The sequence below is a fragment of the Paraburkholderia sp. A3BS-1L genome, from assembly GCF_051125215.1.
In the GTDB taxonomy this organism is placed as follows: domain Bacteria; phylum Pseudomonadota; class Gammaproteobacteria; order Burkholderiales; family Burkholderiaceae; genus Paraburkholderia.
Genome location: NZ_CP120444.1, coordinates 100,266 through 122,764, shown reverse-complemented (window position 1 = coordinate 122,764; position 22,499 = coordinate 100,266). Strand labels below are relative to the sequence as shown.

General features: G+C 64.3%; 23 protein-coding genes. 8 read left to right on the top strand and 15 right to left on the bottom strand.

Annotation, left to right across the window (positions count from 1 at the left end; genetic code table 11):
* Positions 1–52: 52 nt before the first annotated feature.
* The 4 genes from P5W99_RS25670 to P5W99_RS25655 all read right to left on the bottom strand — a co-directional run bounded on the left by P5W99_RS25670 (position 53) and on the right by P5W99_RS25655 (position 4,233).
* Positions 53–1,036 (bottom strand): FAD:protein FMN transferase, encoded by a 984-nt coding sequence (locus P5W99_RS25670; RefSeq protein WP_421027696.1) that lies wholly within the window; start codon positions 1,034–1,036, stop codon positions 53–55.
* Positions 1,017–3,239: a PepSY domain-containing protein gene (locus tag P5W99_RS25665; RefSeq protein WP_434664920.1), complete on the bottom strand. Its 2,223-nt coding sequence runs from the start codon at positions 3,237–3,239 to the stop codon at positions 1,017–1,019. Before P5W99_RS25665 ends, P5W99_RS25670 begins: the two co-directional genes overlap by 20 nt.
* Positions 3,240–3,251: 12 nt before the next feature.
* Positions 3,252–3,719: a DUF2271 domain-containing protein gene (locus P5W99_RS25660; protein ID WP_421027694.1), complete on the bottom strand. Its 468-nt coding sequence runs from the start codon at positions 3,717–3,719 to the stop codon at positions 3,252–3,254.
* A gap of 64 nt (positions 3,720–3,783) precedes the next feature.
* Complete coding sequence (locus tag P5W99_RS25655; RefSeq protein WP_421028035.1) at positions 3,784–4,233, bottom strand: PepSY domain-containing protein; 450 nt, start codon at positions 4,231–4,233, stop codon at positions 3,784–3,786.
* Positions 4,234–4,376: 143 nt separating this feature from the next.
* Between P5W99_RS25655 and P5W99_RS25650 the strand changes: the two genes are divergently transcribed.
* Positions 4,377–5,036 (top strand): response regulator, encoded by a 660-nt coding sequence (locus P5W99_RS25650; RefSeq protein WP_421027693.1) that lies wholly within the window; start codon positions 4,377–4,379, stop codon positions 5,034–5,036.
* A 2-nt stretch (positions 5,037–5,038) separates the two neighbouring features.
* Positions 5,039–6,373, top strand: coding sequence for a sensor histidine kinase (locus P5W99_RS25645; RefSeq protein WP_421027692.1), 1,335 nt, complete (start codon positions 5,039–5,041; stop codon positions 6,371–6,373).
* Positions 6,374–6,499: 126 nt separating this feature from the next.
* On the opposite strand, the gene P5W99_RS25640 is transcribed toward P5W99_RS25645, so the two are convergent.
* The 6 genes from P5W99_RS25640 to P5W99_RS25615 form a co-directional block, all read right to left on the bottom strand.
* A complete protein-coding gene (locus P5W99_RS25640; RefSeq protein WP_434664917.1) occupies positions 6,500–7,444 on the bottom strand; it encodes an electron transfer flavoprotein subunit alpha/FixB family protein in 945 nt (314 codons plus the stop codon).
* Positions 7,445–7,454: 10 nt separating this feature from the next.
* Positions 7,455–8,204 carry an electron transfer flavoprotein subunit beta/FixA family protein gene (locus P5W99_RS25635; RefSeq protein WP_434664915.1) on the bottom strand — a complete coding sequence of 250 codons (750 nt, stop codon included), beginning with the start codon at positions 8,202–8,204 and terminating at the stop codon, positions 7,455–7,457.
* A 55-nt stretch (positions 8,205–8,259) separates the two neighbouring features.
* On the bottom strand, positions 8,260–9,417 hold the full coding sequence (locus P5W99_RS25630) for a CaiB/BaiF CoA transferase family protein (protein WP_434664913.1): 1,158 nt from the start codon (positions 9,415–9,417) through the stop codon (positions 8,260–8,262).
* A 104-nt stretch (positions 9,418–9,521) separates the two neighbouring features.
* Entirely contained in the window at positions 9,522–9,800 is a 279-nt protein-coding gene (locus tag P5W99_RS25625) for a hypothetical protein (RefSeq protein WP_421027688.1), read from the bottom strand.
* A gap of 272 nt (positions 9,801–10,072) precedes the next feature.
* Positions 10,073–11,047 carry an ATP-dependent Clp protease proteolytic subunit gene (locus P5W99_RS25620; protein ID WP_421027687.1) on the bottom strand — a complete coding sequence of 325 codons (975 nt, stop codon included), beginning with the start codon at positions 11,045–11,047 and terminating at the stop codon, positions 10,073–10,075.
* Positions 11,044–11,469 carry a MerR family transcriptional regulator gene (locus tag P5W99_RS25615; RefSeq protein ID WP_421027686.1) on the bottom strand — a complete coding sequence of 142 codons (426 nt, stop codon included), beginning with the start codon at positions 11,467–11,469 and terminating at the stop codon, positions 11,044–11,046. Before P5W99_RS25615 ends, P5W99_RS25620 begins: the two co-directional genes overlap by 4 nt.
* Before the next feature lie 68 nt (positions 11,470–11,537).
* On the opposite strand from P5W99_RS25615, the gene P5W99_RS25610 reads away from it, so the two are divergent.
* The gene (locus tag P5W99_RS25610) at positions 11,538–12,773 is read left to right on the top strand and encodes an NADH:flavin oxidoreductase/NADH oxidase family protein (RefSeq protein WP_421027685.1); all 1,236 of its coding nucleotides are present in this window, start codon (positions 11,538–11,540) and stop codon (positions 12,771–12,773) included.
* Between the two features lie 51 nt (positions 12,774–12,824).
* On the opposite strand, the gene P5W99_RS25605 is transcribed toward P5W99_RS25610, so the two are convergent.
* The 3 genes from P5W99_RS25605 to P5W99_RS25595 all read right to left on the bottom strand — a co-directional run bounded on the left by P5W99_RS25605 (position 12,825) and on the right by P5W99_RS25595 (position 15,870).
* The gene (locus tag P5W99_RS25605) at positions 12,825–14,447 is read right to left on the bottom strand and encodes an AAA family ATPase (protein WP_421042745.1); all 1,623 of its coding nucleotides are present in this window, start codon (positions 14,445–14,447) and stop codon (positions 12,825–12,827) included.
* Positions 14,448–14,498: 51 nt separating this feature from the next.
* Positions 14,499–15,176 carry an alpha/beta hydrolase gene (locus P5W99_RS25600; protein ID WP_421027683.1) on the bottom strand — a complete coding sequence of 226 codons (678 nt, stop codon included), beginning with the start codon at positions 15,174–15,176 and terminating at the stop codon, positions 14,499–14,501.
* A 124-nt stretch (positions 15,177–15,300) separates the two neighbouring features.
* Positions 15,301–15,870 carry a helix-turn-helix domain-containing protein gene (locus P5W99_RS25595; RefSeq protein ID WP_421027682.1) on the bottom strand — a complete coding sequence of 190 codons (570 nt, stop codon included), beginning with the start codon at positions 15,868–15,870 and terminating at the stop codon, positions 15,301–15,303.
* 36 nt (positions 15,871–15,906) lie between these two features.
* Here P5W99_RS25595 and P5W99_RS25590 point away from each other — a divergent pair, with 36 nt between their 5' ends.
* The 3 genes from P5W99_RS25590 to P5W99_RS25580 all read left to right on the top strand — a co-directional run bounded on the left by P5W99_RS25590 (position 15,907) and on the right by P5W99_RS25580 (position 17,878).
* A complete protein-coding gene (locus P5W99_RS25590; protein WP_421027681.1) occupies positions 15,907–16,422 on the top strand; it encodes a GNAT family N-acetyltransferase in 516 nt (171 codons plus the stop codon).
* A 95-nt stretch (positions 16,423–16,517) separates the two neighbouring features.
* Entirely contained in the window at positions 16,518–16,994 is a 477-nt protein-coding gene (locus P5W99_RS25585) for a carboxymuconolactone decarboxylase family protein (RefSeq protein WP_421027680.1), read from the top strand.
* Positions 16,991–17,878 (top strand): sigma-70 family RNA polymerase sigma factor, encoded by an 888-nt coding sequence (locus tag P5W99_RS25580; protein ID WP_421027679.1) that lies wholly within the window; start codon positions 16,991–16,993, stop codon positions 17,876–17,878. Before P5W99_RS25585 ends, P5W99_RS25580 begins: the two co-directional genes overlap by 4 nt.
* Before the next feature lie 18 nt (positions 17,879–17,896).
* Here P5W99_RS25580 and P5W99_RS25575 read toward each other — a convergent pair whose 3' ends face one another.
* Positions 17,897–18,832 (bottom strand): LysR family transcriptional regulator, encoded by a 936-nt coding sequence (locus P5W99_RS25575; protein WP_035525651.1) that lies wholly within the window; start codon positions 18,830–18,832, stop codon positions 17,897–17,899.
* Positions 18,833–19,102: 270 nt separating this feature from the next.
* Here P5W99_RS25575 and P5W99_RS25570 point away from each other — a divergent pair, with 270 nt between their 5' ends.
* Together P5W99_RS25570 and P5W99_RS25565 are read left to right on the top strand one after the other, a co-directional pair.
* Positions 19,103–20,152: a GSU2403 family nucleotidyltransferase fold protein gene (locus P5W99_RS25570; RefSeq protein ID WP_434664909.1), complete on the top strand. Its 1,050-nt coding sequence runs from the start codon at positions 19,103–19,105 to the stop codon at positions 20,150–20,152.
* 235 nt (positions 20,153–20,387) lie between these two features.
* A complete protein-coding gene (locus P5W99_RS25565; RefSeq protein ID WP_434664907.1) occupies positions 20,388–21,650 on the top strand; it encodes a cation:proton antiporter in 1,263 nt (420 codons plus the stop codon).
* On the opposite strand, the gene P5W99_RS25560 is transcribed toward P5W99_RS25565, so the two are convergent.
* Positions 21,550–22,362: a thiamine pyrophosphate-dependent enzyme gene (locus tag P5W99_RS25560; protein WP_434664905.1), complete on the bottom strand. Its 813-nt coding sequence runs from the start codon at positions 22,360–22,362 to the stop codon at positions 21,550–21,552. The two genes, P5W99_RS25565 and P5W99_RS25560, sit on opposite strands and share 101 nt — an antisense overlap.
* Positions 22,363–22,499 lie beyond the last annotated feature (137 nt).

Sequence of the window (22,499 nt, the reverse complement as noted above, 5' to 3'; positions counted from 1 at the left end):
ACCGGACGCGCGCCTGAAACTTTCGACGCCGGCATGACATCCGCGCCGTCAATCAGGCGGCTGGCTGCATTTCCAGAAAGCAGCCGGTGCCGATTCCGCGAAACGCGTCGCCGTCGCGCACGATGAAGAACGCGTCGAGGTTGTGCCGCCGGGCAAAATCGCTTCCAGCCTCTATGCCCAGGACCATCAACGCCGTCGCATAAGCGTCCGCATCCATGCAAGTAGGCGCGATGACGGTGACCGACGCGATCTCGCCGCACAGCGGCAAGCCGGCGCGCGGGTCCATCGTATGCGAGACACGCGTGCCACCGACGTTTCTCCAATGCCGATAGTCGCCTGACGTCGCCACGGCCGCATCGCCCAGCTCGATCACGCTGAATATATCGCGCCGCTCGTCATCGGGCGCCTCCACGGCGATTGCCCACGCAGACCCGTCGGCCTTCCGGCCGCGGGAGCGCATCTCGCCATCTATACCGACGAGCCAGGCGCCGATACGATGCCGATCGAGCACGCGTGCGAGCTCGTCCACGCCGAATCCCTTAGCGATGCCACACAGATCGAACGCGACGCTCGCACGCTTTCGGGCATGGCCGTGCTGCACATCGACCTCGAGCAGATCGCCGACGGGAAGCAGTGGCGCTGCGCCACGGGCATCTCCATGGTCGGCGTGAAGCGGCGACGCCGGACCAAAGCCCCATGCCTGGACCAGTTCGCCTATGCCGATGTTGAATGCGTTATCCGTTTCACGACCGATTTCCAGCGCACGAACCAGCACTGCGGCGAGATTGGCCGAAACGGGCACCCAACAGCCCGGCTCTGCCCGATTCAGCCGCGACAGATTCGAGTCCGTCTTCCAGTTCGACATCTGCTCGTCCACTGCGCTGACTGCCGCATCGAGTTCTGCCGCGAGCGTTTTCAGGTCCGTGTGCAAGGGCGCGTAGAACTGCACATCATAGCGAGTCCCCATCGTCGCTCCGCTGACGCGGCATCGGTTCAGCAGCGAGCCCGGCGACCATTCAATAGACATCTTCGACATAGCGTCCCTGCTCTCTCAGTTGTGAAACGGACAAATCGGAACCGTCCAGAATTCGTTCCCACGCGTGTGCGACGCCCTGGGCCATCGCGCGCCCGCCGCACACCACGATCTGCGCGCCCTGGGCGATGAGATCAAGGAGATGCTGCGCGTCGTCGATGAGGCGGTCCTGCACGTATGCCCGCCGTTCCGCGCGCGAGAAGGCTGTCTTCAACGCGTACAGCCGCCGGTCGCGAATGAGACCGGGGAATTCGTCACGATAGAGGAAGCCGTCGTCCTCGTCGCGTGCGCCGAAGTACAGGTACATCGGACGGCAACGGGCGTTGTGGCGCGCAAAGCCGATCAGGGGGCCAATGCCGGTACCGGCGCCGATCAGGATCACGGGCGTGCTGCCCTCGCCTGGCCGAAACTGCGGGTGCGGGCGGAAAAATGCTTCGATCGTCTGCCCCGGGCTCAGACCGGTCAGATAGTTCGAGCACACGCCGTGGGGATGGCGTCGCACGCAGATCTCAACGACGGCGTCCGACGATGCGCTCGCAAGCGAGTAGTAGCGCGGCGCCGCTTCGCCCGGCGGCACGATGCCAAGAAGATCGCCCGTTTCGAATGTCGGTAGCCTGGGCCTCCCGAGCATCGCCCGCGGCATCGAGGTGCATGCCGGGCGCACAAAGCGCAGCACCGATGTCGCCGTTTGCGGGTCCATGCCGTAATCCTCGCGAGCAATCAGTTCGAGCAGTATCGTGCGCGGCAGCGAAGGCGTGTAGTGGATATCGAGGTCGACAGCGAGCGCGTCACCGAGACGCGCACACCACGAGCGAAACTCGGACTCGGATTGCCGGTCCACCATGCCCATCTCGAGCAGTTCATCGAGGCCCTTCGCAGCGAATGCGTCCTGAACCGTCCGCGCATATCCGCAGAATTGGGGAAACTGTCGATCGCCAAATCCAAGCACTGCAAACGAAATATCGTGCGTTCCGTAGAACTGCGAAAATTTTGACAGAAACTGCGCGGCACTCGCTGGCGCACCGCCATCGCCGTAGGTGGCCGTGAGCACGAGAAGGCGCTTTGCAGCGCGATAAGTATTCGACACGTCGTTCATCGCCGAAACGTGCACGCGCAATCCTGCTTGTGTCAATGCTCGATGCAAAGCCAGCGCAAAGCGCCATGTGCTGTTGCCTTCGCTACCGACCAGCAGCACGGTGTCCGCCTCCCGAGCCGACACGGCTCCGGCAAACCGGGGCATCGCACGCCGCCGGCGCGCCCAGAGCATGACGCCTGTCACCGCAAGCAGGGGTACAGACAGCGACGACGCGCCGAGAATGAGTCCGAGCCACCACAATCCCTGCCCCGTATGCAGCATCCGCACCAGCCCGTGCAGGCGTTGCCACCCATCCGCAGCGTGCCAGACGAGCCATTTACCCGAGAATCGATCGACCTGGCCCGCCCCTCGCGTCGTCGCGACTGCGATGGCGTCATCCGGTTCGGCTGGCGCAGCAAGCGTCAGTTCGCGCAGCGTGGACACGTCGATGGCCTTGAGCGCTGCGAGCCGCCCGAGTGACGGCGGCTGCGTGCCTACGATACGCGCCGGCGCGACGAGCCCGGGACTCGTCGAGCCCCCCTCGGGGATCACACCAAACGTAGTCAACGACAGCACGAGCCCGGTCAGGGACGAAAGCGTCAATCCCGCAAGGGCGACTCGCGCCGTTTCGTTGTGCAGGCGCTGCAAAGCATCGCCTCGAATCCGTCCACCCAGATGTTTCCATCCGCCCATTCGGCGCGCCAGCAGGGCGAGGCCAGACAACCCGACGAACAGCATCGCGGCGGATGCTACGCCCGTGGCAATCCGGCCGGCGTCACCGAGCAATAGCTTGCGATGCAGGTTCGTGAGCCAGCGGACTGCGGGCGACGGCTGGTAGGGGCCGATGGCGCGGCCCGTCGACGGGTCGATGACCGACGCTTGCGGCTCGCCGTCGAGTTCGTGATAGGCGACGAATTCTCCCGACGGCCGCCGCACGAGCCTGGTGAGCCCCTTCACGTGCGAGCTTGTGCGCTCGGCGAGTGTCGCCACATCCATTGGCGCATGTGCCGTGCCGGCGACGTTGGCACGCTCGAGCGCGGGAATCACCGACAGTGCCGCGCCCGTCAACGTGATCACCGTGAACAGCAGCGCCGCGATCAGACCGGGAATCGAATGAAGTTTGCGCAGCACCTTCTCTCTCCATCAGAGCGAATAGCGGAACGTCTTCACGTAGCCACGCCCTTTCGTTGCCGTGCCCGCCCCCGATCTGGTCAGCGGCACGATGACTTCGGACGGGTTGGCATTCATATCCTCGACCGCCGTGTCAATGCGAATCTGATAGCCGGCATCGAGCAGTGCGTCGGACAGGTCGAGTGTCGCGCGCAGCGTCTTGCCTGAGCCGACGCTGGCGCCCGTGATCCCGTCCAGGCGCGCTGTTCCTCCCGTGGCGCGATGCCAATCGCCGAGATGCCTGTAGTATTTGGCTTCGCGGCCCGCCATCCAGAGCGTTCCCTGATAGCGGCCCGCCTGGTCGGTGACGTACATCACGACATACGCACCGTCGCCGCCGTAGTTGGTGAGTTGGGTTTCGAACGTGACCTGGCGGGCGAACGCCGGCAACGGTGCGGCCAGCGCGCCTGCGAGCGCAGCAATCGGCAATGTCTGTTTCATTGGTGACCTCCTGGTTATGGCGGCGGTTGACATGAGTAAACGTCTTTCCGCAGCCTGTCCTGGCTTAACGAATTTGCACGTCGGGCTTCGATCCGGGCGTCAATAATCCGCCGCTTGGCGCACCAGCCGACGGCGGCGCTGCAACGGCACTGGCTGCACTGTCGGGTGTCTCGCGGCGCTGACGATGTTTGTCGTCGTCATGCCCTTTGCCCTCGTCGTCGTGATCGCCTTCGCGCTTGATGCGAACCACGTCAAGCGTGACGGGGTCGAGCTTCGCCTTGAATCGTCGACCGTCGGCGTCGGAGCCTTTGATCTGGTAGCAGCCGTCGTCGACCTTCAGCTTGTCGATGTGCCAGCGTTTTTGCCCTGCCATTGCGTAGACGGCATCGACCGGCTTCCAGTCGGCAAGCAGCTTGCTGCAACTTTCGCCTGCCGAAGCAGCGCCAATGCCGGCCGCGCTGCCAAGTACGAAAAATGCCAGGGCGCAGCGTTTCGCAAATCGGGAACGATTCATTGCATGACCTCTCTCGTTCGGGTAGTTGCGCTCTACGATGCCTGCTGAACCTGAAGTGAAGCTTGCAGACATGCAGAATTTCCGTCATGTTCGCTTCAGGTTGACGTGGCAAAATCGTCGAGGACGTTTACCAGGGCTATTCCATGAGAGTTCTGCTTGTCGAGGATGACCGGTGGCTCGGAGAAGCTGTACGCGACCAGATCGAAAAGGATGGTCACCCGACCGATTTCGTCGGCACGCTGGCCGACGCACGCCGCCATCTGGTGGCCGCGAACTACGACCTGGTCCTGCTCGATTTACTGCTTCCGGACGGCCGTGGGCTTGATTTTCTGCGCGAGCTGCGGGCGGCGGGCTCAACGGTGTCGGTCATCATCCTCACTGCGCTCGACCAGGTGGCGAATCGGATCGCCGGGCTTAACGCCGGCGCGGACGACTATCTCGTGAAGCCCTTCGATCTTGCCGAGCTGTCGGCTCGGGTGAATGCGGTCGCGCGCCGATACGCGGGCAATCCGAATCCGCTGGTGAAACTCGGCGACCTGCGCATCGATACGGCTACACGCAACGTGATGCGTGAAGGCGTGCGCATCGACCTGACCGCGAGCGAATGGGCAATACTGGAAGCACTGATCCAGCGTCGTGGCGTGATCGTGTCGAAATCGCAGCTCGAAGGAAGTCTGTATTCATTCAACGACGAAATCGGAAGCAACACGATCGAGGTACATATGAGCCGCTTGCGCAAGAAGCTCGGCGCCGAATTGATCGAGACCGTGCGCGGCCTCGGTTACCGCCTCAAGCAGGAATAGCGATGCTGAAAAGCCTTCAGGGCCGCCTCGCCTGCGCGCTCGTGACGGGGCTCGTCGGGTTGTCGCTTGCCGCTGCGGGCGCTGCGTTTCACGTGCTGAGCAAGGAAATCGACCGCATGTCGGACAGCGCGCTGCAGGAAACCGCACAACGTCTGCTGCCGCTCGCGGTCGTGGATATTCTCGGGCGCGACTCCGATGGCGACGAGAACCACCGCACCGCTGCGGTGCGCCCGCACGTCGAACTGCTCACTTACGTCGTGCGCGACGGAACGGGCAAGACACTGCTGCGCTCGCACGACGCAGACGAAACGGTTTTCCCTCCGAACCTGAAGGCCGGGTTCGTCTCGACCGCAACGCATCGCGTCTACGCGGAAACCGGGCTGCAGGGCACGATGTCGCTGCTGGTGGCCGAACCGCTCACGGCGCGACGTCACGCTCAAATCAAGGCCGCGCTGGCGGTCGGCAGAGCCGTTGCGGTATTCCTGCCGCTCGGCCTCATTGGCATCTGGCTGATCGTGCGCACGGGGCTCACACCGATACGCCGGTTCTGCCGCAGCATCGCGGCACGCGGCCAGAACGACTTGTCACCGCTCGACAGGCGTGCGCTGCCCACCGAGATCGTCCCGGTTGCAAGCGCTGTCAACGATCTGATGGCACGCCTCGAGCGCGCACTGGCCGCCGAACGCAGCATCACTGCGAACAGCGCGCATGAGCTTCGTACGCCGATTGCTGCCGCCCTCGCGCAGACTCAACGTTTGATCGCCGAAGCACCGTCGGCAGCGCTGCGTGAGCGCGCCCTCAATGTGGAAAGCGCGTTGCACGCCTTGTCGCGAATCAGCGAGAAGCTGATGCAGCTTGCAAGAGCCGAGGACGGGCGCGTGCTCGCGGACACGCCGCAGGACTTGCGGCCCATCGTCTCACTCGTCGTCGACGACTTTCGACGCGGCGTGCGGGCGAACGCAATCGTGCTCGACCTGCCGGTGCATCCGCTGCGCTCACGAATCGATCCGGACGCGTTCGCGATCGTCGCGCGCAATCTGATCGAGAACGCGCTGAAGTACGGCGCGCAGGAAGAATCCATACGGGTGTCGCTGTCGTCCGATGGCACGTTCAGCGTGGCGAATCGTGGACCTGTAATACAAGGCGACACGCTGGAACGTTTGACTACGCCCTTCGAGCGTGGCGCAGCGGTGGCGAAAGGCAGCGGGCTAGGGCTGGCGATCGTCGATGCCATTGTGAAAGCCGCAGGCGCGACGCTCACGCTGCGCTCGCCCGCACCGGAATGGCCAGACGGCTTTCAGGTGGAGATCAAAGGACTGACGCTCGGGCTAAGTTAGCGAGAGCGCTGCGCGACGATGGCGCGACGTGGCATGCAAAGGCAGGGCGATAAAAGCACAAGGCCGGCACGCCTGAAGAGCGCGCCGGCCAGTTTCACGAAGCCATTGCACGAAGCAGGCGGAACCTTATATCGCGGCGATCAACTCGGGCACCGCCGAGAAAAGATCGGCCTCGAGCCCATAATCAGCAACGCTAAATATCGGTGCTTCACCATCCTTGTTGATGGCGACGATCACCTTGGAATCCTTCATCCCCGCAAGGTGCTGGATCGCCCCCGAAATGCCGCATGCCACATAAAGCTCGGGCGCGACGATCTTGCCGGTCTGCCCGACCTGCCAGTCGTTCGGCGCAAAGCCCGCATCCACTGCCGCGCGCGATGCGCCAAGCGCCGCGCCCAGCTTGTCGGCAAGCGGAGTGAGCACTTCGTTGAACCGCTCGCTGCTGCCCATGGCGCGGCCGCCGCTCACGATGATGCGGGCATCGGCAAGCTCCGGACGGTCGCTCTTCGCAACCACGCGCCCGACAAAGCTCGCAAGGCCCGTATCCGCCACGGCAGCCACCTGCTCCACCGCTGCCGCGCCGCCTTGCGAGGCCGCGCTTTCGAATGCAGTCGCACGGACCGTCACGACCTTCACGGCATCGCTGCTTTGCACCGTAACAATCACGTTGCCCGCATAGATCGGCCGCTCGAAGGTATCGGCGCTCACGACGCGCGTGATGTCCGAGACCTGGGCGACGTCGAGCAGCGCGGCCACACGCGGAGCGACGTTCTTGCCCGTGCTCGTCGAAGCAAACAGGATGTGGCCGTAAGCCGGCGCGAGCGCCACCACCTGCGCCGCGAGATTCTCGGCGAGCGCCTCGGCCAGATGCGGCGCGTCAGCGTGCAGCACGCGCGCGACACCCGCGATGCCCGCAGCGGCCTGCACCGCGCCGCCGGCGTTGTGGCCGGCAACCAGCAGATGAACTTCGGCGCCGCATTGCCACGCGGCGGTCACAGCGTTGAGCGTTGCGTTCCTGATTGAAACGTGATCGTGTTCGGCCACGACCAGCACTTTGCCTTGCGCAGTCATTGCCGTTCCCTCAAATTACCTTGGCTTCGTTCTTCAGTTTTGCGATCAGCGTGGCCACGTCGGGCACCTTCACGCCCGCGCTGCGCCCGGCGGGCTCCGTGCTCTTGAGCGTCTTCAGGCGCGGCTCGACGTCCACGCCCAGTTGCTCGGGCGTTACCGTGTCCAGCGGCTTTTTCTTTGCCTTCATGATGTTCGGGAGCGTGGCATAGCGCGGATCGTTCAGGCGCAAATCGGTCGTGACGATGGCCGGCAGCGCGAGCTTGACAGTTTCGAGGCCGCCGTCGATTTCCCGCGTGACCACGGCCTGGCCGTCGGCGATCTCGACCTTGCTGGCGAACGTGGCCTGACCCGCACCCATCAGCGCGGCAAGCATCTGCCCGGTCTGGTTGCAATCGTCGTCGATTGCCTGCTTGCCGAGAATCACGAGCTGCGGCTGCTCCTTGTCGATCAATGCCTTGAGCAGCTTGGCCACGGCCAGCGGCTGCAACTCGGCATCCGATTCGATCAGCACGCCGCGGTCGGCGCCGATCGCCATGGCGGTTCTCAGCACTTCCTGGCAAGCGCTCGCGCCGCACGAAACGACAACGACCTCGGTCGCCACGCCCTTCTCTTTCAGGCGCACAGCTTCCTCAACGGCGATCTCGTCGAACGGATTGATGCTCATTTTGACGTTCGCGAGATCGACGCCCGTGCCATCCGATTTGACCCGGACCTTGACGTTGAAATCAACGACCCGTTTGACTGCTACCAACACCTTCATGTTTGTCTCCAAAAATTCATTTCCCGGTCCTTACTATCTAGCGAAGCGCCGGCGCTCAGGCGTTGCAGCCCAAGCCCTTCTCGCCCAGGCGCGCCACCGCATCGTCGTCGAAGCCCCAGGCGCGCAGCGCTTCGCGGCCGCCCTCGCCGCGCGCGGGCGCGGGTGCGGAAAGCTTCGACGGCGTGGCGGAAAAGCGCGGTGCGGGCGCGGGCTGGACCACGCCAGCCGACTCCACGAAGCTTCCGCGCGCACGGTGATGCGGGTGATGCGGCGCTTCCGAGAAGTCGAGAACCGGCGCGACGCACGCATCGCTGCCTTCGAAAACGGCGCTCCATTCGTCGCGCGTGCGGGTCAGGAACACGGCTGCGAAGCGCTCGCGCAGGATCGGCCAGCCACGGCGGTCATGCTGCTTCGGCAGGTCTTCGCCGGCGAGCCCGAGCTTGTCGAGCAACTGCGCGTAGAAGCGCGCCTCCACGGCGCCAACCGACATGTAGCGGCCGTCGAGCGTGCGGTAGCTGTCGTACCAGGGCGTTCCGCCGTCGAGCAGATTGCTGCCGCGCTCCTCGCGCCAATGGCCGGAGCCGAGCAGGCCCCAGATCACGGAGCCCAGTTGCGCGGCGCCCTCGATCATGGCGGCGTCCACGACCTGGCCTTCGCCGCCGCGCTGCACGTTCAGCAATGCGGCCACCACGCCGAGCGCCAGCAGCATACCGCCACCGCCATAGTCGCCCACCAGATTCAGCGGCGGCACCGGCGCGCTGTCCGCGCCGCGGCCGATGCCCGAGAGCACGCCCGAGAGCGCGATGTAGTTCAGATCGTGGCCCGCGCGCGCGGCGAGCGGCCCGGTCTGCCCCCAGCCCGTCATGCGGCCGTAGACGAGCCGCGGATTGCGCGCGAGTCCCTGCTGCGGCCCGAGGCCGAGGCGCTCCATCGTGCCCGGCCGGAAGCCTTCGATCACCACGTCGGCGCGCGACATCAGGTCGAGCGCGGCTTCGCAGGCCTGCGGGTCCTTGAGATCGAGCGTGACGGAGCGCCGGCCACGGCCCACGACGTTGATGAGCTTGCCCTCGCGTTTCGGGCCGAGGTCGTCCGGCGCGACGGGCCGGTCGATGCGCATGACGTCGGCGCCCATGTCGGCCAGCATCATCACCGCGAATGGGGCGGGGCCAATCGCCTCGAATTCGAGTACGCGAATTCCGCTCAGCACACCCATTTTTTGTCTCCGTTATGTTTGGACTTGTCTGGCGATTGCCGCCGTCACGAGCAATCGCTACACCCACTCAAGTAAGCCAGTTGGAGGCATGCGCGTGCCCCCCCTTATTGGGTGGCGCAAAGGGCGGGCTGCGGGTAGCCGCCGCCCATCGCCGGACGCGTAAACGGCGGAGGAAACACGCACCACGAGCCGTCGTGGTGCCGGAAGAACACGATGGCGTAGCCGCCGGACGGCCTCGCGGTCTCGACGCGCACGCAGCGCCACGGCGTCGAGCGGCATGGCTGAACGCGGGTCAGCACGACCTCGGCTGCGGGTTCCGGCGCCAGCCACTTCTCGATTGCCGCGCGCAACGACCTTCCATGCGCCCCTTTGTGACTCGCCATCGCTTATCTCCCGCCCTGCTCCGTTCATGAGGCTGCATGCAGCGAATCGCCGATGCACACTTGCCAGACATGAGCATAGTGACCGCGCGAGCCCCTCCACCCCCCTGCAAATGGGGGGCTGTAGCACGCAGCGATCTCCTTGAGGGAACAGACGGCATTGCTAGCCAGATCATCGGGAAGGGAAAGCCACAGCGCTGCACACCAATATCGTGCGAGCGAAAAGCAAGTGCGAGTCGCTGATTGCCGCGTGCCTCAGGGCCGTGATGATCCTGCTATTTCTCGGCCGCTGGCGCGCTACGCTCATGAATTCGCTTTAGCTCGTCGATGCGAAGACGATAGCTTCTGAGCAGACAAGCTTTATCGCTACACACATTGCGGGAATTTCGAAGCCATGCTCGTTGTTCCGCCCGCAATTGCGCCTTGTTAGATGATGCTTTTAGTTTTTGATTATAGGTTTCTGCCAATATGCTATCGAGGCGGGTAAGCTCCGCATCCCCGCAAATAAGCCGCGCTTGAACGGATATCAGCGTGTTGCAATCAAGACTTCGCGCTAGGGCCGTCTTCGCCGCGGATTGCGTTTCCAGCAGTCCCGGCCTGCAGAGCCCCTGCAGCGACTTGCAGGCGATATCGCGTCCGACCCATGCCATGTCTTGTGCGCCGTATTGCTTGACGAAACGATTGATGGCGGCCTGGCTGACGCCCCTTTGCATGGCGTTTGCCGCGATTATTTCGTTGCAAAGCGAGTCGGTGGCGTAGTTTCTCTTATCGCGCCGGTAGCAACTGTGGAAACCGAGCCGCCCCGTACCCACTACGCTTCGGCGCTCTCCTGAAGCGAACAGGATGGAAGCGCAAGCAGATGCGCACCTGGCATTATCTGGAACCAGGGTATAGACGCGGACTTTATCCATCGCATCGACGATTCGGAAAGCAGCCTCGACGTTTCCGCCGGGACTATTTAAAACAAGAATGACGAGTCCTTCGTCGTCACGGTCGGCCAATTTTGCGGCCGCCAGAAACCTCTTTGCATCGCCGTCCTGAATCTTCCCCTCGCCGATCACCATTTTCAGCTTGAGCTGTGGCTGGGTGGCAATCTTGAAGTCCATCCCTGGCGCGGCACCTGGAAACATCAGAATGACGAAACAAAACCAGCACGATAACCGCAGGATCCAGCGTTGTGCCGCCGCATCTCCCGCTGTTGGGTGCCCGGTGTTCGTCGATGGGTAATGCATGCGTCGTGCGAAATTCAACCGCGCTTCGTTCGGGGCCGCTTCGCCGGAGCAGACGCCGGCGCTTCGAACCGCTCCATCTTGACGCAGCGCCCAGCCGCCCATTCGGCCTGCAGCGCCTTGCGCACGTCCAGCAGCGCCGTGCGCTGTTCGTCGAGCCGCGTACGCAGCGCATCGATCTCCTGCAGACGCTGCTCGATGCGCCCGAGCAGCGCCTCCTTCGAGAAGCCCTGCATTTGCTCGACCGCCGCGCGCATGTCCTCCAGCGAGAAACCCAGCCGCTGCGCCAGTTGAATCTGCCTGAGCCGCTCCTCGGCCGCTTCGTCGTAAATGCGATAGCCGTTCGCGCCACGGTGCGCCGGCGGCAGCAGGCCGCTCTGTTCGTAGAAGCGGATGGCCGAGGCAGCCAAGCCCATGCGCGCCGCCAATTCGCCGATCTTCATGGTGCTTGACCTTCAAGTGAACTTGAAACTTAGTATATGCCAGTCACCCATGCTGAAAAGGTCAATCGATGGCTGCTTCACTGTTCGCTCCGCTCGCGCTGCCCAACGGCGGCACCCTGCCCAATCGCATTGCCAAGGCCGCGATGGAAGAAAATCTCGCCGACGCCGGCCAGCTTCCGGGCGCGGCGCTATGGCGTCTCTACGAGGCCTGGGGCGCGGGCGGCGCGGGCTTGCTGATCACCGGCAACGTGATGATCGACGGCCGCGCGCTGACCGGTCCGGGCGGCGTCGTGCTGGAGCGGGGCACGCCGCTGGAGCCATTCAGGCGCTGGGCGGCCGGCGCGCGCAAGCACGGCGCGCGGATCTGGATGCAGATCAATCATCCCGGGCGGCAGGTCATCGCGGCGATGGGGCGCGATGCGTGGGCGCCTTCGGCCGTGCCGGTCGATCTCGGGAAGCACAGCAAACTGTTCGCGCAGCCGCGCGCGATGACCGAAGCGAACATTCACGAGGTGATCGAACGCTTCGCGAATACCGCGCAAGCCGCACAGCAAGCTGGCTTCGACGGCGTGCAGATCCACGCCGCGCACGGCTATCTGCTGTCGCAGTTTCTTTCGCCGCTCACCAACCGGCGCGACGACGCCTGGGGCGGCGCGCTCGAAAACCGCGCAAGGCTGCTGCTGGAGGTCGTGCGGGCGGTGCGCGCGCGCGTTGGCGCGTCGTTCGCCGTGGCGATCAAACTCAATTCCGCCGACTTCCAGCGCGGCGGATTTTCCGAAGCGGACGCGCGGCAGATCGTGCTATGGCTCAACCTCGAGGCCGTCGATCTGGTCGAGCTCTCAGGTGGCAGCTACGAAAGCCCCGCAATGCAGGGGCGCACCGCGGACGGCCGCACGCTCGCGCGCGAGGCGTATTTCCTGAGCTTCGCCCAGGAGATTGCAGCGGTCGCACGCATGCCGGTCATGACCACAGGCGGCATTCGCCGGAAAGCGGTGGCCGAGGCCGTGCTTGCGGAAGGCGTGGCCGTGGTCGGCATGGCGAGCGCGCTCGCTTGCGTGCCGGATCTGCCCAGGCGCTGGCGCGACGGGCAAGCCGTCGATGCGCCGCTGGCCGTGGTCGACTGGCGGGACAAGGCCGTGGCCGGGCTCGCGACCATGGCGCTCGCCAAGCGCCGGCTGCGCGTCATCGCAGCAGGCAGACGGCCGGGGCGCAGCTATTCGCCGCTCTACAGCCTCGTGATCGATCAGCTTCGCACGCGCAAGCTGACCGCGCGATATCTGCAGTGGCGGCAGGCCCGCGCTTGACTCCGCTTGAATCCACTGAACCGCGCTCGACGACGTTCGACGACGCAAGGCTCAGGCGTGCCCGCGAAAGCTCGCGCACAACCGGAATGCGTCCTCCGAAACGGGAATCCCTTTGGCCTTGCAATAGCGCGTGACGAGCTTCAACAACTCCTTGATGTCGCGGCCGCTCGCGTTCGGATACGTCTGCGTGAGCGTCTCGATTACGTCATCGCCGAGCGCCGCGCCGAACTGTTCCGAAAGCACTTTCCAGAGGCGGACCGCGTCGGCTTTCGGCGGTGTTTCGTAGTGAATCGTCGCGATGCAGCGCGAGAGAATCGCATCGTCGACATCGTCGATGCGATTGGTGGTCATGAACAGCAGCCCGTTGAAATACTCGAGCGTGCGCAGGAACTCCGCGACGATCGCGTTGTGTTCGAGATCATTGTCGCGCCTGCGGATATAGACGTCGGCTTCGTCGAGCAGAAGAACGGCGTCCCAGCGCATCGCACGCCGCAAAATGGTCGAGAGTGCCGCGCCCACCGAAGCCGCCGTGGTTCCGAGCTGCCCCGAATGCACGCGATAGAGCGGCTTGCCGACCACTTCCGCATAAACCTCGGCAGTCAGCGTCTTGCCGAGGCCCGGCGCACCCTGGCAGAGTATCGTCGTGCCGCCCGACTTGCCCGGCACGACGTCCTGCACGAACATGTTCATGTTCGACGTGAGAATGTCGATCAGATCGTGATGGTGGGCCGGCAACACCAGCTTGTCGCGCAACTCGGGCTGGTAGCGATACGCCTCCATGTGCTGCACGTGCACCCAGATATCGCGATGCCATTCCAGGTGGAACAGGTGAACATAGCCGTGCAGCGGAATTCTTTCGAAACCTGCGGCAATGCCGGCGCCGCGCCAGAATTCAGGATCGCAAATCATTTCGAAGCGGCGCTCGAGCCGCTCCTCGTCGTTCACGCACTTGGCGACGACGCCGTCGACGATGCGCGTCAGCTCCACCGCGCCTTTCTCGTTCACCGTGAACGCAGCCTTCGTCACGACGAACTGCGCGCCAAAGCGGCGCTGAAACTCAAGAAAGCGCTGCGCGTGCTGCTCGTATTCGGATTTGAACTCCGCGCATTCCTTGTAGAAGCCAAACTCGGCCAGCAGCTCGGGAATCGTGCGATTGACGATATCGTGGCGATTGATCACGAGTGAGGTGGTCATGCCCGAGCGGCGTTTGTGATAGTCGGTCAGCTCCGAATTGGCCGACACCATCGTATTGGCCAGCATGTCGACCACCACATAAGGCGCACCCTGCTCCGGCTCCATGTAGCGAATCCGGTGCACGAGCCACGGCAGCAGCGTGCCGTCCTTGTTGCGCTGGTAAAGCCAGCCATCGATGGCGTCGCGAGACAGGTACGCGACGAGGCCCGGCACCAGCTGATCCAATGCGGGAATGACGCGCGCCTGCGGCGCGTTGTAGATATTGTCGAGCGCCAGCATCTGAAACATCAGCATGCGTTCGTTCTGCGTCTTGCTCAACGCGTAGAGCGTATTGAGCGAACGCGCGTCGAACAGCTTGCTCGACACGATCATGTTGCCGTGGCACACGCCGTGCTCCTTGAGCCGCATGGCGAGCAGCGATTCGGTCTCGATCATCCCGAGCAACGGATGAATCAGCGATTCCGGTATTTCAAAATCCATGTGCAAGACCCCCGTTCATTGCCGCCGCCATTGCGGCAGCGGACTCGCGCGTCATTTCAGGAAGAATTCGATTGCCATGCTGACGATGGGCGGATGAACCACGTGCACGCCATTGAATTCGATGTACTGAACATCGTATCCGGCTGCGCGCAGTCTTGCGGCATTGGCGCGGCCGCTCGTTTCGATCGGCAGCTGCTCGTCGACAAGACCGTGAGCGATGAACACCTTCGGCGCGCCTTCCTGCATGAAAATCGACATGAAGCCGCCGGAAAACGCGATCACGTGGCTCACGACATCGCCATTCGTCACGCCGATCGAAAGCGCGTAACTCGCGCCATCCGAAAATCCCGCGAACGCGAGGCGGCCCGGATCGATGCGGTAGCGCGACGAAACCTGCGTGAGCGCCTCGCGCAGCCGCTCAAGATCGGGGCCGTTGCCGCCAATCACAATGTCCCACGTCGGGTAAGTCGAATGCGGCGCGAGGACCAGAAACTTGTGCTGGCACGCATGCTCCTCGATAAAAGGCAACACCTTCTCCGGAAAGCCGCCCGCGCCATGAAACATCACGAAGAGCGCAACGGGCGCATCGTCATCGAGGCCCGGCGGCACGAACAATACGGCGTCGCGCTCATCGGCGAGCCCGAGATGATGGCGGCCCGGCGGCAACCGGCCCTGGGTCGGCTCGGCGTGAGCAAAGGACAGGCGACCGAACAGCGAGGGATCGAACATGACGGACCTGAAGGTGGATGCGGATCGCCGCCGAGATCGCCCCGGCTGTTGTTGGATGTTGCGGCTATTGTGATATATCATATATCACAACGCGATACAAAAGGAAGGAATTCCAGTCCCGCAATCAGCCCTTCTGAAAAACGATCACGGCATACCGGCACAAGTGCGCGCTTTCGTTCTTGAATACGCAATCGCCGGGCGGTCCCAGATCGAGGCAATCCCCCGCGCCCAGGTCATGGCGCTCGCCCGCTTCGATAAAGACCAGATTGCCCGCCAGCACCCAGATCAATTGCCGCGTGTGCAAATAGGCGGAAGCCGGCATCGGAATCTCCGCACCCGGCGGCAAATCGATTTCCACGAGATTGAGCGGTGCCGCCGACTTCGGCGACAGGTGACGCCGTACATACCCGCTTTGCGGATCGATCCACATCGGCTGATCCGCCGCGCGCAAGAGGCGGCCCTCTTCCAGTTCCGCGAGCGCCAGCAGCGCCGACATGCTCATGCCGAACGCCCCTGCCAGCTTCGCGAGCAGCGACGCCGTCGGGCTGCTCTCGCCGCGCTCGATCTTGTGGATCATGGCGCGCGAGACGCCGGATCGGGCCGCGAGGTCGGTGAGCGACCAGCCGCGCCCCTCGCGCTCGCCTCGAATGCGCGTGCCGATGCGTTGATCTATGTTGTCTAATATCGTGTACACTTGTTCCATTATAGTAGATTCAACGAAGAGGCGGCCATGAACATTCGCAACGCGGGACCCGAGGACATCGACGGTATCACGGCGATCTATAACGACGCCGTGCTGAACACGACCGCGATCTGGAACGACACCGTGGTCGATGCAGCCAACCGCACGGCATGGCTCGCCGAGCGGCGCAAGGCCGGCTACCCGGTGCTGGTCGCTGTCGACGCTCAGCAGTCGGTGCTCGGCTATGCCTCGTTCGGCGACTGGCGCGCCTTCGACGGCTATCGGCATACGGTCGAGCACTCGGTCTACGTGCGCAACGACCAGCGCGGGCGCGGCATCGGCGTGGCGCTCATGGAAGCGTTGATCGGCCGGGCGCGCGCGATCGGCAAGCACGTGATGGTGGCCGGCATCGAGGCGAACAATGCGGGCTCTATCGCGTTGCACGAGAAGCTCGGGTTCGAGCACGTGGGGCATATGAAGGAGGTGGGCATGAAGTTCGGCGCGTGGCTCGATCTGGCATTCATGCAACTCAGGCTCGACACGCGGCCAACGCCAGGGGGGTGATGCGCCCCGCCCGCCAAAATTTTTTCGCCCCGATGTCACACACGGGCCAGGCTCGCTCGTCATGTCAATGGAACCCAACGAAAGGAGATGGAACCATGACTGCCAAGCTCGACCCGTTCGCCGCCGCCCCCGCTCAAATGAAGTCCTGGATGGGCGCCTCGCTGGCCATTGCCGGCAGCCTCGACCGCAGCCTCGTCGCGCTCGTGGAGATCCGCACCTCGCAAATCAACGCCTGCGCCAATTGCATTAACATGCACACGGCCCATGCGCGCGAGGCAGGCGAGACCGAGCAACGCATCTACCTGCTCTCGGCCTGGCGCGAGGCGCCCTGCTACAGCGAGCGCGAACGCGCGGCGCTTGCGTGGACCGAGGCGCTCACGCGCATTTCCGAAGGCCATGATGCAATCGAGCGCGCCCGCACCGCGCTCAACGACCACTTCACTCAGGAAGAACAGGTGAAACTCACGCTGGTGATCAACGTGATCAATGGCTGGAATCGGCTCGCAGTCGGCTTCGGCCTGTGGGTCGATCCGGCGGCGGCGAAAGCCATGGCAACCCGGGCCGCCGCATGACGGATACCGGCCTGACCGCCCCTGAAAACCCGGGGGACGCCGGCGACGCCGCAGCGAGCTTCGATCCGCTGCGGCGCAAACTTATCCGCGTGGCGTACCGCATGCTCGGCTCCGTGGCCGACGCCGAGGACATCGTGCAGGACGCGTTCATCCGCTGGATGATGCAGGTCGATCGCACGGAGGTGCGCGTGCCCGAGGCCTTCCTGCGCCGCATGGTGATGCGCATGTGCCTCGATCAGCTCAAGTCCGCGCGGCATCAGCGCGAAACCTATGTGGGTCCGTGGCTGCCCGAGCCGGTCGTCGAAGAGGACGATCAGGACGACGTCACGCTGCCGCTGATGCTCGCGCTGGAGAGGCTCTCGCCGCTCGAGCGCGCGGCGTTCCTGCTGCACGACGTGTTCGGCCTCGACTTCGACGAAGTCGCCGCCACGATTCAGCGCGAGCGGGCCGCGTGCCGCCAGCTCGCGGCGCGGGCGCGCACCCATGTGCGCGAGTCGCGCCCGCGTTTTCACGTGGAGAAGGCGCGCGGCCTGGAATTGGCGGAGGCATTTTTCGCCGCGTCGCGCAGCGGCGACATGAGCGCGCTCGGCGCCATGCTGGCCACCGACGTGAGCCTGCATGCGGATGGCGGCGGCAAGCGCTCCGCAGCGCCCAAGCCGCTGTTCGGCTTCGGGTCGGTGATGAAAGTGCACGCGCATCTGGCGGAGCTGTTCCGCAAGAACGGCTCGACACTCGTGCGCGCGGGTTTCATCAACGGGCTGCCCGGCTTCGTCACGCTAGAAGCCGATGGGGAGTTGCAGACGACCGCGCTGGAAATCGAGAACGGCAAGATCGCCGCCATTTACGTCATGCGCAATCCGGACAAGCTGCGGCATCTGCACTGACCATTGGCGACATCGGCCTCAAGCAGACGGCTCCTGCCAGTAGCCCTCGCGCGCGTAGAGCCCCGCGAAGAAGTCCAGAAACGCGCGCACCTTCGGCGAGACGGTTTTGCGGGGCGGATAAACGCCCCACACACCCGGCGTCGCGGTGGAGGTGCGCGCCTCCCAGCCGGGCAGCAGGCGCACGAGCTTGCCCTCGCGCAGCGCTCCGCCCGCGGCCCACTCGGGCAGCAGCGCGACGCCCATGCCGGCCAGCGCGAGCGAGAGCACGGCTTCGGTGTCGTCGACGCGCAAGCGTCCGCCGAGCTTCACCGTGACCTCGCCCGAACTGCTGCGGCCCGAGGGGCTCACGATGACCCACTTGTCCTCGGCGGTCAGCGGAAAGCGGATGGCCTCGTGCGAGGCGAGTTCCGCGGGCGTGGCGGGATGCCCGCGCCGCGACAGGTACTCGGGGCTCGCGCAGACGATGCGCCGGTGCGTGGCGAGCTGCTTTGCCATCAGCTGCGAGTCGGGAAGCACGCCGATGCGCACGGCCACGTCGATGCCGGCCTCGATGATGTTCACGATCTCGTCGGTCAGGATCGCGTCGACGCTGATCTTGGGGTAGCGCGCCATGAATTCGGGCAAATGGCGGATCACGTGCCTGCGCCCGAACGACGTGGGCATGGTGACGCGCAGCACACCCTGCGGCGCGCTATTGAGCGACGAAGCGGCCTCGCGCGCCTCGTCGAGGCTTTGCATCACGCGCAGCGCGCGCTCGCGAAAGACGCGCCCGCCCTCGGTCAGCGTGAGGCCGCGCGTCGAGCGATTGAACAGCGAGACGCCAAGATCGGCTTCGAGTTCGGAGATATAGCGCGAGACCGTGGACGTTTTAACCTCGATCCGCTCGGCCGCCTTGCTGAAGCTGCCCAGCTCCGCGGACTGAAGAAATGCCCGAATCGCCAAAAAATAATCGATTACCACCTTGCCGCGCCTCCGCCCTGTTCCTGGCTGTTCCCGCCGTGTTCTTTTGACCCGGAGATCGGCCCCGCGCCGTTGATGCGCATTCTACCCGCCGAACGCCCGCGCCAATTGCGGCACCATTGATGTCGGGATTCATGGCCGGCATGGACGCCCCCCCTTGCACCGCTGGCGCACGGCTTTCAGTAATTTCCGAAAAATTACTGAAATCTCCGCCCATCCATAATTTCAGTAAAATATAAAAAATTACTGAAAACGGCTCCAGACATGCTCGGCTCACCGCTTTACCAACGTCACGACCAGGCTTTTTGCGCGCAGCTTGCGAACGTCGAGCAGGCGGCCGCCACACAGGACACCGTGCTCATCGGCGCGCCGGGGACGATACTCGAGCACAAGCGCGGGGGCCTCGTCTACTACGCCCGCCAGTTCATGAACCCCGAGGGCAAGAAGCAGGAAGAAAGCCTTGGCGGCCCGCAAGGCGACGCCGAGGTGGAAGCGCGCGTGGCGGCGATGCGCGAGCGCATCGTGCAAAGCAAGGATCTCGTGAACCGCATTCGCGAACTCGCGAAGCTCGGCTTCCAGATCGCCGATAACAAGACTTGCGCCACGATGGGCGTGCTCTACAACCACGGCCTGTTCCAGGCCGGCGCGGTGCTCATCGGCTCACATGCCTATGCGGTGCTGCTCAATAGCCTCGGCATCAAGTCGCTCGCCTACGAAACCGAAGACGTCGATATTGCCCGCGCACGGCAACTGGCGTTGCAGCACGTGCCCACGGGCGGCCTGCTCGCGATCCTCAAAGAGACCGGCATCGCCTTCGTGGAGGTGCCGCCGATGACGCGCGGCGCGCCATCGACCTCGTTCAAGCAGGCCGGCGCGACGCGTTTTCATGTCGATCTGCTCGTGCCTTCGGAAGACGACTCGTTCCCGATCGTCGCGGTGCCCGAACTGGATGCGCACGCAACTGGATTGCCTTACCTCGCCTATCTGCTCGGCAAGTCGCAGATGGGCACGCTCATTTCGCGGCACGGCGCGGTTCCGGTGCGCGTGCCGGACCCGGCGCGTTTTGCGATTCACAAGCTGCTGGTGTCGCGCTTGCGCACGAGCATGCTCGTCAAATCGCAGAAAGACGTGCATCAGGCTTGCGTGCTCCTCGCCATGCTCGGCGAGCACCGCAGCGGCGATATCGAAGATGCATGCGCCGACCTGCCCGATTCGGCCCGCGCGCCTGTGCGCCGGGCACTGCCTGAAGTGCGGCGTCTGCTCGAGGCGCACGAGGGAGCGCTGGAGGAGTTTGAAGCGGCTATGGGTGGGTAAGCGGGGGAAAGCGATTGTGCTGCTGGGCACGCCTGCGCCCATGAGATCGCTCGCCGCAAGTCAGCACGTCACGGCAGCGGCAAATGCCGGAGCGCCGAGCGGCAAAAGTGCTTGACTTGAATCAAGCGATGCTCCGGCGAGCTGAGCGTGAATGGTGCACAGGGCCACCGTGTTCGCACGCGGGGCTCACATCCAGTCGACCACGACGCGGTGCACCGCACGCAGGAGCCGATCGATGATCATCATCGCTGCCTTTATAGCGACTGTCTTTCTGTACAGTCTGTTATCCCGGCGCCTCGAGCGAACGGTTCTCACTGCCCCGATCGTCTTTGCCGCTGCTGGTGCGCTGATGCACTTCTCTCGCGAAGCGCTTCACGAACTCACGATCGGCCGCCACGATCTGCTGATGATGGCCGAGCTGGGCCTCGTGATGACCTTGTTCACCGACGCTTCACGGGTTCGTCTGTCGATGCTCAAGGGCGAGGCCAATCTGCCTTCGCGCCTGCTCAGCGTGGGCATGCTGCTCACCATTGCGCTAGGCATGATTGGCGCCAGGCTCGTCTTTCCGGCGCTGAGCTGGCCGGAGGCGGGCATTCTTGCATCGATCCTCGCACCGACCGACGCGGGCCTCGGTCAAATCATCGTGAACAGCCCGCTTGTTCCCGCGCGAATCCGCCAGGCATTGAACGTGGAAGCGGGACTCAACGACGGACTCTCCGTGCCATTTCTCATGTTTTTCATTGCCCTGGCCGAGGCGAGCGAAATGGGTCGACGCGGCGCGGTCCTCGCGCATTTCATGCTCGAGCAGTTGGGTTACGGCACGTTGATCGGTCTAGGCATCGGTCTCGCCGGCGGCTGGCTGCTCAGTCTCGCACAGCGCCGGCAATGGACGTCCAATCCAGCCGCGCAGCTGGGCGTGGTCACCCTGCCCTTTGCATGCGTGGTCGCGGCGGAAAGCACCGGCGCAAGCATGTTCATCGCAGCCTTCGTTGCAGGGCTCGCCACCCAGGCTGCTTTCCACGACGTCGGCAAGCACAGCGTCGAGTTCACCGAAGAGTGGGGGCAACTGTTCAACTACTTCGTCTTTTTCCTGTTCGCCCTGCTGGTTACCGGCGTCGTGCCGCAGTTCGGCTTCGCGGTGGTGGGCTACGGCGTGCTTAGCCTGACGTTGATCCGCATGGTGCCGGTGGCCATCGCGCTGCGCGGCACCCATCTGAGCCGCCCGACCACTTTGTTCATGGGCTGGTTCGGCCCGCGAGGGCTCGCGTCCATCGTTCTCGGGCTCGTCTATCTCGAAGGCGAAAAAGGCTTGCCTGGCGAGTCGACGATCAAACTCGCGGTCATGGCCACGGTCCTGCTCAGCATCGCCGCTCATGGGCTCTCGGCGCTTCCATCGATTAGCCGGTATGCGAAATCGATCGCCGCTCTCGGCGATTACGCGCCGGAGCACGCGGGCACCGAAGCCGAAGCAGACCGGGTGAGCGGCAACGGCGGATAAGCCGCTCGCGCGCGGCAAGCTTTGCGCCCACCGCAGCCGGCAAGCCGTAGCCCAACGTGCCGTAACCTGTCGACGAGTTGAACCACGAGCGCGGCGCCGCAGCATCGTGCACGAAGTTGCCCGCATAAACCGGGCTAGTCGAGTCGCCGGCGATGATCACACCGGGCAGCGCACTGGCGATCGTGTCGACCAATTGCTTCTGCGAGCGCGTCGGCGCATCGTAAGACGCCAGCACGGCGCGCCGCCCTTCCGCGACGCGCGCCGCGCCCCAGTTGGACTGACGTGCGGGCACGGGCAGTTCATGCAGCCGCTTCGACAGGCTGCTCAGCGCCTGCTGCGCATCGCCGGCAATCGCGACGTCTGCGCGGAAGTTGCGCATCCGCTGCTGCGCGTCGATGTCGATGCGGATCAGTCGGCCCTTGATACCAAAGCCCCGGTCGAAGACGACGTCATAGTCGGTCTCGCCCAGCTCCGTGCCGACCGCGAGCACGACATCGGCATCGCGCACCATCGCCCGCATCGGCGGCAACGACTGAGTCGACCCGATCAGGAGCGGATGACCGCACGGCAGCAGGCCCTTTGCGTTGTTGGTGAGCGTGACGGGCGCCTGCAAGCGTTCAGCGAGTTCGCGCAACTCGACCGCCGCATGCACCGCCCCGCCGCCTGCAAGAATGAGTGGCTGGCGCGCGGCGGCGAGCAAATCCGCAGCCATGGCGAGAGCGTCCGCGCTGGCTGCCGGGTTAGCCGGCGATACGGCGGGCACTCTGCTCGGTTTCAGGATCGGATCGCGATTGACTGTGACTACAATGGCTTTGCTTTGTGCGAGGTGGAAGGCGATGGGATCGCTAA